An 11995-nucleotide genomic window follows, 5' to 3' on the forward strand; every position below is an offset into this window, starting at 1 on the left:
TAATTAACCGGTTATCCTTTAATATGGAAAAAGTTGTGCATTTTGATGAAATTATTAGTGATGCAAAAGGGCTATGGCTATCAGGGTTGTTTGGTTCAATCGTTGGTTGGAATCCAAACAAATCTTTCTATGAACATAGGATTATATTTTTCTCTATGATAAAAGCGTTATTAGATGAGCAAGTAATTAAATTTTGTTCTCCAGATGACCCTTTAGGTAGAGTTGTTCCGTATTGGAATGCTAATAGTCAAGAAATTGTTAATTATCTTGAACAGCACTGGCCTGAAAATGCTAAAGCAAAAGATGATGACGACTTGAGCTTCTATTTTTATGAAATGCCAGCGATTTTATGGAAAGATGAATCCGGAAAATATATGGGATCCTAAATTTTCTATCTGAGCTGGTTTAAGTTCGTTCCTCTCAATACAAAGAATTGCTTAATTATCCAGATAATCAACTGCCTGTAAGGCATCTTTAATTTATTTAAACTGAATAGCCACTGACTTGATAGACACCTTTAAGTTAGACGATATAGCTCTTCTTTCAGAAAAACCACAGGTACCTAAACCGGGAATTAGTGGTAAAGAAGGAGCTAAAGATGTACCTAGTTGAGCTAAAGGAGAAAAACTATTAGTGGGTGAAAATGGCAATAAATTTGCCGAAAGGTTACTAGATGCCAAATACGGAAAAGGTAATTCATTGGAATTTATTCAAGTTTTGAACTTGCTCAAAAGGCTCAAGACAAGGTATCTAATCAACCTGGATTCATAGATTACCCTGATGGGTTTAGTATTAGTGAAGAAGTTCTAGATAGAGATGGTTGGGTTGATGGTTTTGTAGTTTAAAGTAATTAAAGAGAGAGTCCAGTTCTGTGCAGGGATCTCCTTAGCCGCTTTACTCCCCCTCAGCTAGCCGTATAATCAACAGTCTGGAGGGGGGGAGTGGCTACCTTAGGCAATACGTGATGGCCTAGCGGAAACGTTTGATTGCTCTTTTGGTATGAGCTGCTCAAATGATTTAGATAAAGCAGCAAAAAATCCAAATGTTGGAAAAGAGTTATCAAATTCAGACAAAGTAGAGGTAGGGGGCTCTAGGGCAGGAGGACCGGAGGGGTGGGAACCTGATGAGTTCTCTATAAAAAATAATGGTCTTCCTTCTAAAGAAGAACTAAAGCAAGCAGCATCAGAAATCAATCGTAATGGTTTAACAAATGCTGGCAGATCGCTCCAAAAGCATGGAGGTAGGGAAGGATCTGCATACTCGTATTCCAACCAAAAAGCTTCAGTATTGAATCAGGAAGCTAGAGCATTAATCGATGAAATATTAGATAATCCAAATGTAATAATAAGACCTAGAACTATTTATGAAAATAGGAAAAGAATTGAAGTGATTGATGCTAAATCACCTGATGGTCGGGTATTAAGATTTAGTATAGATGGTAAGAAATTTATTGGTTTTAGAGAGCCATAATATTTGCAAATGATTGATGGAAGGATTTTATGTTGGAATATAGTGTTGGAAGTTCTTTAAGCCGAGATGATTTATATGCTGAGCTTTCCTTTAATGATGTTCAGTGGGGGGAAATTTCACTGTCTGAAGATAAAAAAGAGGTAAAAATTATTATTTATCCTGACTCAGATTTTTTAGAATTTAATTACAGTGAATTTTTATTATTGATAGAGAAAGCTAAAGATCATCTTTTACGTTTAGAACCTTTAGTTTAATTTCCGCATAAGTAGGTTGGTTCCTCCATTTTTTGCGTGGAGGAACCAAAGTGGTAGAGTCATTAATGTAAAAGTTAAACCGGGTTGGAGTAATATGTGATGAGGCTTAATTATAGTATTAGTGATAAACAGGCGAGCAAATTTATAAGCTTTTTAACTTTAGGTGTATTAACTGCATTAGATAAAAATTTGATATCGATTGATGAGGCAGAAGGATTTGTTTTCAAACCTTATTTGGCTAAATTCCTCGAGCAAATAGATTCTGATGAAAAATTAATAGAGATAATTAACCTAGGTTGCGAGTTGGAGGATGTTGAATGTTTAATTCCAGAACAACTTCAAGCTAGTATTGAGGAGTTAATACAGAAAACCATCACAGTAATTTCACAAAATGAAGATTTTGATCGGTTAATTGATAAAGAAATTAATATTGTTGATGACTAATTAAATGTTTAGAAAAAAATTAAAATACTTGATGAAAATATAAATATAAATATAAATATAAATATAAATATAAATATAAATATAAATATAAATAAATATAAATATAAATATAAATATAAATATAAATATAAATTAGGGGTGGTCAAGGTTTAACTATGAAAATAGAACTGAGTCTACTGGAAGAGGCAATAGTAGCCATTTTCAAAGAAATGAAAGTACAGGGAATGGATAATATAGACTTAGATGCAGATTTTTATTGGAATGTGCCTTCTGAATCTATTTATGATATTTACAATGAGCCGGCTCAGTTAGATATTGGGCAGTTAGAAGCTGATTATGAGATGCTATGTAAAGCTAAAGAAAATGAACTACTCGTAAAATATAACTTAAAAAATATATCAGGCATTCTTCGTTATTTATCAGAAAAACATGCAAAATGATCTGACTTGATGATGCTAAAGGCGTAAGCAATCGCTGGTTTGGCCACTGTTTACACCTTAACTACATCTATCCACTTTCAATTATTCGTGTAAGCTGTAGCAAAATAATTTATATCAATAAGAAAGCACTATGATACTGACCCCTTCAGCAATTTTAATCCACGTCCCCGATGTCCAAGCGGGATTGGCTTGGTACCAGCAAGCTTTTCCACAGGCAAAGGCGGAGTACCTGCCTGACTTTGATTTCACCTTGCTACATGTCGGAGACTTCACGATAGAAGTGGTGCAAGCGGATGAAAAAGTCAGTGAGGGTAAAAAAGGGACTGTATTGTATTGGCAAGTCGATGATTTTGATTTGGCTTTTGAGCATTTCACTCAACTAGGGGCAAAACTGTATCGCGGGCCAATGTTAATAGATGGTAACAATCGAATGTGCCAACTTGAAGACCCGTTTGGCAATTTAATTGGTTTAAAAGGGTAGTAAAACCCATTAAAACATTTAAAAAAATTAAAACCAATCGCAATGATTTACCTTATCAATTAGTAATATAAATAAAATTGCGATAAAAAATATAATTTGTGATAGCTGATGAAAAAAGGCACTAATTAGGGTGCTTTAAATTTTAAAATGCATTATAAAAAGTATGGTTTTTTCGGCGTTTTACGATGATTAATAGTATCTTAAGCTGAAAAATAACCAGTAATGAAGTGTTAAGGCGTAAAGTTAGTAGTTAAATGTTGCTTTCTTGTGAATGAATTAACATTACGTTTAAATTCTGCTATGCTGATCGCCCGAAGCTGGGCATAATTTTACCGCCATTGAGATTATGCGAGCAAATTCCTCTGACCTGGCACCGGATGATAATTTTGTCAGTATGGTGCAGAGAGCCGGGTATATAAATAACAAAGAAGCGAGGAGAACGTCGTGCTAGAAGAATACCGTAAGCACGTAGCCGAGCGTGCCGCTCAAGGGATTGTCCCTAAGCCATTAGATGCGTCACAAGTAGCTGCACTGGTAGAGTTACTCAAAAACCCACCCAAAGGTGAAGAAGATTTCCTGTTAGACCTGCTGACCAACCGCGTCCCCCCTGGTGTTGATGAAGCAGCGTACGTTAAAGCTGGATTTTTAGCCGCGGTAGCAAAAGGCGAAACTTCCTCTTCTCTTATCTCCCCTGAAAAAGCCATTGAACTGTTAGGTACTATGCAGGGTGGATATAACATTCACGCACTAATTGAAGCGTTGGATGACGAAAAACTGGCGCCAATCGCCGCTAAAGCACTTTCCCACACCTTACTGATGTTTGATAACTTCTACGACGTAGAAGAAAAAGCGAAAGCGGGAAATATTCACGCTAAACAAGTTATTGAATCATGGGCAGATGCCGAGTGGTTCAAAGAGCGTCCTGCGTTAGCTGAAAAAATGACCGTAACTGTGTTCAAAGTTACGGGTGAAACTAACACAGATGACTTATCGCCAGCGCCTGATGCATGGTCACGTCCAGATATCCCATTACACGCGTTAGCAATGCTGAAAAACGCACGCGATGGTATTGAACCAGACGATGCGGGTAATGTTGGTCCAATCAAGCAAATTGATGCATTAAATAAAAAAGGCTTCCCATTAGCTTACGTGGGTGACGTCGTCGGTACCGGTTCTTCTCGTAAATCAGCGACTAACTCCGTGCTGTGGTTTATGGGGGACGATATCCCATTTGTACCAAATAAACGTGGCGGTGGGGTGGTATTAGGCGGCAAAATTGCACCAATCTTCTTTAATACGATGGAAGATGCGGGCGCATTACCGATTGAAGTGGATGTTTCTAAACTGAATATGGGCGATGTGATCGACATCTATCCATTTAAAGGTGAAGTTCGTAACCACGAAACGGGCGAACTGCTAGAAACATTTGAATTAAAAACAGATGTGTTGATTGACGAAGTGCGTGCAGGTGGTCGTATTCCATTGATTATCGGCCGTGGCTTAACCAATAAAGCACGTGAATCACTGGGCTTAGAAGCGACAGATGTATTCCGTCACGCGAAATCCGTTGCACAAAGCAATCGTGGTTTCTCATTAGCACAAAAAATGGTTGGTCGTGCTTGCGGTCGCCCAGGTATTCGCCCTGGCGAATATTGTGAGCCAAAAATGACCTCTGTAGGTTCACAAGATACAACCGGGCCGATGACCCGTGATGAACTGAAAGACCTAGCTTGCCTTGGTTTCTCAGCAGATTTAGTCATGCAGTCATTCTGCCATACAGCAGCGTATCCAAAACCTGTTGATGTGACAACACACCATACCTTACCTGATTTCATCATGAACCGTGGCGGTGTTTCTCTTCGTCCAGGAGATGGTATTATCCACTCATGGTTAAACCGTATGTTACTGCCAGATACCGTTGGTACAGGTGGTGACTCACATACGCGTTTCCCAATTGGTATTTCATTCCCTGCGGGTTCAGGTTTAGTCGCATTTGCTGCGGCGACAGGTGTTATGCCACTGGATATGCCTGAGTCAGTATTGGTTCGCTTTAAAGGTGAAATGCAGCCGGGTATCACTTTACGTGACCTCGTTCATGCAATTCCACTATATGCAATCAAAGACGGCCTATTGACCGTAGAGAAAAAAGGTAAGAAAAACATTTTCTCTGGCCGTATCTTAGAAATTGAAGGCTTACCTGAGCTGAAAGTCGAACAAGCGTTTGAATTAGCGGATGCGTCAGCAGAGCGTTCAGCGGCGGGTTGTACTATCAAATTAGATAAAGCGCCAATTATCGAATACCTGCAATCGAATATCGTTCTATTAAAGTGGATGATAGCCGAAGGTTATGGTGATCGCCGTACTATTGAACGCCGTATCAAAGGAATGGAAAGCTGGTTAGCGGACCCACAACTGCTGGAAGGTGATGCAGATGCGGAATACGCGGCAGTGATTGAAATTGACCTCAATGATATCAAAGAGCCAATTCTGTGTGCACCAAATGACCCAGATGATGCACGTTTATTGTCTGATGTGCAAAACGAGAAAATTGATGAGGTCTTCATCGGTTCTTGTATGACAAACATTGGTCACTTCCGTGCAGCAGGTAAGTTATTGGATTCTCATAAAGGCCAATTACCAACACGTTTATGGGTTGCGCCGCCAACTAAGATGGACGCAGCGCAACTAACCGAAGAAGGTTACTACAGTGTGTTTGGTAAGAGTGGTGCGCGAATTGAAGTTCCAGGGTGTTCACTATGTATGGGTAACCAAGCACGTGTAGCTGATGGGGCGACAGTCGTTTCCACTTCAACGCGTAACTTCCCTAACCGTTTAGGAACAGGTGCGAATGTTTACCTCGCATCAGCAGAACTGGCAGCGGTAGCTTCTCTGTTAGGTCGTTTACCAACGCCAGCAGAATATCTGCAGTTTATGGATAAGGTCGATGAAACAGCGGCGGATACATACCGTTACCTGAACTTTGACCAGTTATCACAATATACCGAAAAAGCGGATGGCGTGATTTTCCAAACAGCGGTGTAATAAGGTAATATTAATAACGGAGGCTCCTAATGTTAGGGGCCTTTTTTAATTGGGTGTATTTGCTAAATATATTCAGAAATTTCGATTAAATTTAAATCGACATCACGTAAGTAAATAGATCTAATTGCTCCAGTTGCACCAGTCCGATTCACCGGCCCTTCAATAATTTTTACACCTTGTTGTTCAATATGCATTTGCACGTCACACAGCGGTATATCACTAATAAAACATAAATCGAGTGCACCCGGTACAGGCAAGTGGGCTTTGGGTTCAAATTCTTTTCCATATTGGTGAATATTGATTTTTTGCTTCCCAAAACATAACGCATAACGCTGTTCACCAAAGGTAATAACTTCCATTTTTAACACCCGTTGGTAAAAGTCAATGCAGGCATCAATGTTAGTTGTGGTTAGCACTATATGGTCTAAGCGATCGATCATTAGAGCTCCTATTGTTTTAATTATGACTATTTTAATTATTTTCTTATTTAATATTAAGTGAATTACGTGGCTTATGTGTTGAAATCGGTGCTTTACTCAATTTTATTTTTTCTGTTGGTAATACCTCTCAACAAAGCGGTTTGACTCGCGTTATACTAGGTTCAATAACGCAAGAGTAGAGGGACTGCATATGGACTACCAATTTTTCCAAGATATCACCGGAGCTATCTCCGCTAAATTCTCGATGGATCATGAGGCTATTGGATATTGGCTTAATGAAGAGGTTAAAAATAACCTTAGTCTGTTAGATGCTATTGAAGAAAACTATGAAAAAATCAAAGGAAGTGAAAAACAATGGGAGCTTATTGGCCACGAATATACATTGTTGCTTGATGATGAAGAAGTGATGATCCGCGCCAACCAATTATCATTTGAAACTGAAGGGTTGGAAGAAGGAATGAGTTATTATGATAATGAAAGTGTTGCATTTTGCGGCACTGATGACTTCTTATTAATGCTAAAAGATTATCGAATTTTTGTTATAGAAAATAGATAAAATAATTTTATTTAGTGATTTGTTTTGTGTTTTAATGAATCATCGCTATTATTTGCAATGTACGGCCAGCCATTAAACGTTTCGTTAAAGATTTATTGGTTGGGGTTAATATTGATAATTGGATCCTAAAGGGCATATATATATGAATACTGATGATGTTACAGGCGCGTTGAATGATGCAACGAATTGGTTTGTGGCGAACCAAGATCTGTTAGTTCAGTATGCTGTGAATATCGTGTCTGCTATCGTTATCTTGATTGTCGGGATGATGATTGCAAAATGGGTCGGGCGTGGTTTACATCGCGTGATGACCATGAAAGGCATTGATTCAACAGTGAGTGACTTTTTATCAGCGATAGCGCGCTATACCATTGTTGCATTCACCTTAATTGCTGTATTAGGGAAAGTTGGCGTACAAACAGCCTCTGTGATTGCGGTAATGGGGGCGGCCGGTTTAGCGGTTGGCTTAGCATTACAAAACTCGCTGGGTAACTTTGCCGCAGGTGTGTTGCTGGTGGTATTTAGGCCACTAAAAGCGGGGGAGTATGTCTCAATCGGTGCTGTTGAAGGTACAGTGCAAAATGTACAAATATTTTCAACTACGCTAAGAACCGCAGATGACCGTATTATTGTTATTCCTAATGGAAAGATCATTGCCGATAACATTATTAATACCAGTCGTGAGCCTAACCGTCGTCAAGATATTATTGTAGGTGTTGCTTACGATTCTGATATTGATGTGGTGAAAAAAGTATTAGGTGATATCGTCGCCGCAGATAGCCGTATTCAGCATGCTAAAGGCGTTACTATCCGTTTACATGATATGGCACCATCGTCATTAAATTATTTAGTGCGTTTTTGGACCACCAATGGTGATGCATGGCCTGTGTATTGGGACTTGCTAGAAGAGTTTAAGCGAGCATTGGATAAACATAATATTGGTATCCCATTCCCACAAATGGATGTTCATGTTCATAAACAAAATGCGCCTATCAAGCAAGATTCAGCCGAGTAATATTTAGAAAGTCATATTCAGCAGTTTCACTGAAAATAAGAGCCTGTCTTCGATGGGCTCTTATTCATTTCTCACTCCTATATTTTTCTTACCGAACCGTTTTTAGTTATAAGTCATACTTATGACCTATTAGACTTAATCATTTCCACTAATAATTTTTTCTCGTTAATATCCATGCATATTAATTGAATAAAAAGTTGGGATTAATGCATGTTTTCGATCTATTTACAGGGTGCACTGTTGGGTGCAGCAATGATATTACCTTTAGGGCCGCAGAATGCTTTTGTCTTACAACAAGGAAGCCGGAAGCAGTTTCATTTAATGAGTGCATTATTATGCGCTTTAAGTGATACCGTTTTAATTATCGCAGGTGTTTTTGGTGGGAGCGCTTTATTAAGCCAGTCTGAAATATTAATGCAATTGATTACATGGGCAGGCGTAGTATTTCTTCTATGGTATGGCTATGGTGCGTTTCGGACAGCACTCAGCCCTGATGAGGTCATACTTCAAACAGAAAGCCGTGCTATCACAAGATGGAAAGTGATTGTCACACTGTTTGCCGTCACTTGGCTGAATCCTCATGTTTATTTAGACACCTTCGTTGTATTGGGTAGTGTGGGAGGCCAATTAGAAAGCCAGCTGAGACCTTGGTTTACGGCTGGAGCATTAACGGCTTCTTTTGTTTGGTTTTTTGCGTTAGCGATACTTGCTGCTTGGTTTTCACCTGTGTTAAATAAACCGCGTTCACAGCGCATTATTAACATTTTTGTGGGGAGTGTGATGTGGTTTATTGCATTTCAACTTGCAATACAAGGGCTTAAGGGACTCGGTTTGATTTCTCAATAACAATATATCTTCAACAGACAAGCAATAAAGTTCAATTTCTCATTATTCTGACTGTACTTTTTGTTTCATGTGTTACTGTTAAATTGAGCTCAGGGATAGTTTATTACCAATTATCCCTTTTTTAGCGATAAATAATTGCCTTGGGAGGTTCTGTGAAATTAAAATCTTTAGTTTTAGCTGCGATGGTAGCAGGTGCTGCGGTTCCTACCATGTCATTGGCTGACCCGTTACCTAATGGTCCACACATTACGACTTCGGGTAATGCAATAGTGAAAGCGACACCCGATATGGCGACGCTGAATATTCAGGTGGAAGTGACTGCTAAAGATGCGGCGGCTGCGAAAGCTGGGGTCGATAAGCGAGTTGCGGAGTATTTTGAGTTTCTTAAGAAAAACGGTATTGAAAAAGAAGATATTAATGCAGCAAATGTGCGAACTCAGCCTAAATATGATTACAGTAGTGTGAAACAAAAATCAACCATCGAAGGCTACACGGCAACACGTTCTGTTGAAGTGAAAGTGAAGAAACTAGACCAACTTAATGTCTTGTTAGATGGTGCTTTAGCCGCAGGTCTCAATGAAATCAACTCAGTACAGTTTGGTGTGGCTAATCTGCAACAGTATCGTGATGAAGCACGGTCTCAAGCGATTAAAAATGCGACAGAACAAGCTAATCTCTTAGCGAAAGGCTTTAATGTTCAGTTAGGCCCAGTGTATAGCATTAACTATAATGCGCCAGCTGCGGTGCCATATCCAATGGCAACAAGAAATTATGGTGGGGCGATGAAAGCCTCTGTTGCTCAAGACCTCAAGATTGATGAGACTTATGAACAACAGAGTATTGATTTTAATGACCAAGTTGATGTGGTATTTGAATTAAAACGCTAGTTTTTTGCGGGTTCATCTTCTTGTTTTAACATCTGGCGCCCAGTTTTTAATAGGGCGTCAGTCACTTTTTTCATTGTACGGCTTTCAGGTGCGAAGCGGTGCCAATAAAGCATGCGTCGCTGACATAGCCCTGGTGTTAAATCAACCAACTCACCATTCGCTAATTCACTTGCTATCTGCAAATGTGGGATCATACAGCAGGTAGAGCCCTGTTTCGCTAACTGTACAAAGGCCTCTGAGGAGTTCACGATATGGCATGGAACACTGCCGGGCGACAACCCAAAGTTTTGTTGCACAAAGGCTTGGTGCATATCGTCTAAATGGTCGAAAGCAACCGCAGGCGCTTTTAATAACGAAGAGCGAGTCACCCCATCGGGGAAATATTTCGCTGCAAAGCCAGGTGATGCGACAAAAATATAGTCCAGCGCGCCAAGTTTATCGACCAAGCAACCCGGTAAGGCTTGGGGTTGAATACTGATAGCGCCTACCACTTCACCACGTCTTAAACGTTCTTGAGTTCGAGTTTCATCTTCTACCTGAATATTTAGCCGAATAGGGCTGTTGCCTAATACAGGGTTTAGGGCTGGAAGAAACCAAGTTGCCAAGCTGTCGGCGTTGACGGCAAGTGAGAGCAATAAAGGGGTGGAACCACTATTTTCATCACCTAACCATTGTTCTTCTAACAATTCGACTTGATGAAGCAATGCTAGCAGTTTTTGCCCTTGTTCAGTTGGGTGTGGCGGAACGGTACGCACAAGTAGTGGCTGCCCAAATAGGTTTTCTAACTGCTTTATACGTTGTGACACAGCAGATTGCGTGATGCAGAGCTTTTGAGCTGCGCGCTCAAAGCCGCGTTCACGGATAACGGCATCCAGTGCTTGTAATGCGCGATAGTCAGGGCGCTTCATCAAAAAGATCTCCTTGTTGTTATTCTACCAAGCACTATGCCATATTTTTACAAATAACACTTAAAAATATTATTGTTGTGGCCTAAATCCCAAGAACCGTGACACAAATACAGCGAACAAAGCTGCAACTTATTGGGTGTCCGGTATATACTAGTTATTAATAACCTTAATCACGACTCAATTAAATCTTAAAAGGCATGAGCATGACTCAGGACGAATTAAAAAAAGCGGTAGGTTGGGCAGCACTTGATTACGTAAAACCGGGCACTATTGTTGGTGTTGGAACGGGCTCGACGGCTTCACACTTCATTGATGCATTAGCAACAATGAAAGGTCAAATAGAAGGTGCGGTATCAAGTTCAGAAGCATCAACTCAAAAATTAAAATCATTGGGTATTACGGTATTTGATTGCAATGAAGTGGATTCCTTAGATGTTTATGTTGATGGCGCTGATGAAGTTGACCACCACATGAATATGATCAAAGGCGGTGGTGCGGCTTTAACACGTGAAAAAATTGTTTCTGCAATTGCAAAAACCTTTGTTTGTATCGTTGACGAATCTAAGTTAGTTGATGTGTTAGGTAAATTCCCTCTGCCTGTTGAAGTGATCCCAATGGCGCGTAGCTATGTGGCACGTGAATTGGTTAAACTGGGTGGCACGCCAGAGTACCGTCAAAATGTGATTACAGATAACGGTAATGTGATTTTAGATGTCCATAATTTAAATATTATTGACCCAGTGGCATTAGAAAATACCATTAATGGGATTGCAGGTGTTGTGACCGTTGGGTTATTCGCGAATCGTGGTGCAGACGTCGTCTTGATGGGAACTGCAAACGAAGGCGTTAAAACCATCAAGTTATAATCTATATCGTATTCAATTTTTTAATAAGCCAGTGGAGTTATACCCACTGGTTTTTTTGTCTTACTGGTATTTTGTCATTAGTTTATGATTTGATAGAAGCTAAATTAATTAACCAGTTTTATTAATATCACCAATTTGAAATTTATTTTATTTTTTTTAATATCTAGCTATTTTGGTGATATATCTCACACAAATAGGCATTGTGCAGGAAAAATCCTTATTTTGTGTTATCACCCCTGATTTTCTACCATTTAACTTCTTTTTCTTCGCGCTTTTTAGCATCCATTAAGCAAACGGTTGTATTGCTACTGCGCTATTTTTTGCTATGTTGGTATACGCTTCATAG

Annotated in this window: 14 protein-coding genes; 12 read left to right on the forward strand and 2 right to left on the reverse strand. The window is 39.5% G+C overall.

Annotated features, from left to right (window positions below; all coding sequences use genetic code 11):
• Positions 1-23 precede the first annotated feature (23 nt).
• The 7 genes from P3L40_RS07340 to acnB all read left to right on the forward strand — a co-directional run bounded on the left by P3L40_RS07340 (position 24) and on the right by acnB (position 6131).
• Complete coding sequence (locus P3L40_RS07340) at positions 24-386, forward strand: hypothetical protein (RefSeq protein WP_136135332.1); 363 nt, start codon at positions 24-26, stop codon at positions 384-386.
• 613 nt (positions 387-999) lie between these two features.
• Positions 1000-1470, forward strand: coding sequence for a hypothetical protein (locus P3L40_RS07345; RefSeq protein ID WP_136135330.1), 471 nt, complete (start codon positions 1000-1002; stop codon positions 1468-1470).
• Between the two features lie 29 nt (positions 1471-1499).
• Positions 1500-1724, forward strand: coding sequence for a hypothetical protein (locus P3L40_RS07350; RefSeq protein WP_004261965.1), 225 nt, complete (start codon positions 1500-1502; stop codon positions 1722-1724).
• A 99-nt stretch (positions 1725-1823) separates the two neighbouring features.
• Entirely contained in the window at positions 1824-2168 is a 345-nt protein-coding gene (locus P3L40_RS07355) for a DUF3969 family protein (RefSeq protein WP_228676988.1), read from the forward strand.
• Between the two features lie 155 nt (positions 2169-2323).
• Complete coding sequence (locus P3L40_RS07360) at positions 2324-2608, forward strand: hypothetical protein (protein ID WP_210853544.1); 285 nt, start codon at positions 2324-2326, stop codon at positions 2606-2608.
• A 130-nt stretch (positions 2609-2738) separates the two neighbouring features.
• Positions 2739-3089 (forward strand): VOC family protein, encoded by a 351-nt coding sequence (locus tag P3L40_RS07365; protein ID WP_196731659.1) that lies wholly within the window; start codon positions 2739-2741, stop codon positions 3087-3089.
• A gap of 444 nt (positions 3090-3533) precedes the next feature.
• Complete coding sequence (gene acnB, locus P3L40_RS07370) at positions 3534-6131, forward strand: bifunctional aconitate hydratase 2/2-methylisocitrate dehydratase (protein ID WP_210853546.1); 2598 nt, start codon at positions 3534-3536, stop codon at positions 6129-6131.
• Positions 6132-6193: 62 nt separating this feature from the next.
• Here the strand turns inward: acnB and P3L40_RS07375 are convergent, their stop codons facing one another.
• Positions 6194-6571: a VOC family protein gene (locus P3L40_RS07375; RefSeq protein WP_004261953.1), complete on the reverse strand. Its 378-nt coding sequence runs from the start codon at positions 6569-6571 to the stop codon at positions 6194-6196.
• Positions 6572-6761: 190 nt separating this feature from the next.
• On the opposite strand from P3L40_RS07375, the gene P3L40_RS07380 reads away from it, so the two are divergent.
• From P3L40_RS07380 to P3L40_RS07395, 4 genes are all read left to right on the forward strand, one after another.
• Positions 6762-7127, forward strand: coding sequence for a YacL family protein (locus P3L40_RS07380; protein WP_004261949.1), 366 nt, complete (start codon positions 6762-6764; stop codon positions 7125-7127).
• Positions 7128-7269: 142 nt separating this feature from the next.
• A complete protein-coding gene (mscS, locus tag P3L40_RS07385) occupies positions 7270-8142 on the forward strand; it encodes a small-conductance mechanosensitive channel MscS (protein ID WP_004261945.1) in 873 nt (290 codons plus the stop codon).
• Between the two features lie 210 nt (positions 8143-8352).
• The gene (gene argO, locus P3L40_RS07390; RefSeq protein ID WP_096863177.1) at positions 8353-8988 is read left to right on the forward strand and encodes an arginine exporter ArgO; all 636 of its coding nucleotides are present in this window, start codon (positions 8353-8355) and stop codon (positions 8986-8988) included.
• Positions 8989-9140: 152 nt separating this feature from the next.
• On the forward strand, positions 9141-9875 hold the full coding sequence (locus tag P3L40_RS07395; protein WP_210853547.1) for an oxidative stress defense protein: 735 nt from the start codon (positions 9141-9143) through the stop codon (positions 9873-9875).
• Here P3L40_RS07395 and P3L40_RS07400 read toward each other — a convergent pair.
• On the reverse strand, positions 9872-10783 hold the full coding sequence (locus tag P3L40_RS07400) for a LysR family transcriptional regulator ArgP (protein WP_004261934.1): 912 nt from the start codon (positions 10781-10783) through the stop codon (positions 9872-9874). The two genes, P3L40_RS07395 and P3L40_RS07400, sit on opposite strands and share 4 nt — an antisense overlap.
• 203 nt (positions 10784-10986) lie before the next feature.
• Between P3L40_RS07400 and rpiA the strand changes: the two genes are divergently transcribed.
• On the forward strand, positions 10987-11649 hold the full coding sequence (rpiA, locus tag P3L40_RS07405) for a ribose-5-phosphate isomerase RpiA (protein WP_136135327.1): 663 nt from the start codon (positions 10987-10989) through the stop codon (positions 11647-11649).
• Positions 11650-11995: the final 346 nt, after the last annotated feature.

This window comes from Providencia sp. PROV040 (genome assembly GCF_032706145.1).
Taxonomy (GTDB): Bacteria; Pseudomonadota; Gammaproteobacteria; order Enterobacterales; family Enterobacteriaceae; genus Providencia; species Providencia hangzhouensis.

Coding starts and splice junctions, on each gene's coding strand:
- P3L40_RS07340 (WP_136135332.1), top strand. CDS start 24: ATGGAAAAAGTTGTGCATTTTGATGAAATTATTAGTGATGCAAAAGGG.
- mscS (WP_004261945.1), top strand. CDS start 7,270: ATGAATACTGATGATGTTACAGGCGCGTTGAATGATGCAACGAATTGG.
- P3L40_RS07365 (WP_196731659.1), top strand. CDS start 2,739: ATGATACTGACCCCTTCAGCAATTTTAATCCACGTCCCCGATGTCCAA.
- argO (WP_096863177.1), top strand. CDS start 8,353: ATGTTTTCGATCTATTTACAGGGTGCACTGTTGGGTGCAGCAATGATA.
- P3L40_RS07380 (WP_004261949.1), top strand. CDS start 6,762: ATGGACTACCAATTTTTCCAAGATATCACCGGAGCTATCTCCGCTAAA.
- P3L40_RS07355 (WP_228676988.1), top strand. CDS start 1,824: ATGAGGCTTAATTATAGTATTAGTGATAAACAGGCGAGCAAATTTATA.
- P3L40_RS07375 (WP_004261953.1), bottom strand. CDS start 6,571: ATGATCGATCGCTTAGACCATATAGTGCTAACCACAACTAACATTGAT.
- P3L40_RS07350 (WP_004261965.1), top strand. CDS start 1,500: ATGTTGGAATATAGTGTTGGAAGTTCTTTAAGCCGAGATGATTTATAT.
- P3L40_RS07400 (WP_004261934.1), bottom strand. CDS start 10,783: ATGAAGCGCCCTGACTATCGCGCATTACAAGCACTGGATGCCGTTATC.
- P3L40_RS07345 (WP_136135330.1), top strand. CDS start 1,000: ATGAGCTGCTCAAATGATTTAGATAAAGCAGCAAAAAATCCAAATGTT.
- rpiA (WP_136135327.1), top strand. CDS start 10,987: ATGACTCAGGACGAATTAAAAAAAGCGGTAGGTTGGGCAGCACTTGAT.
- P3L40_RS07360 (WP_210853544.1), top strand. CDS start 2,324: ATGAAAATAGAACTGAGTCTACTGGAAGAGGCAATAGTAGCCATTTTC.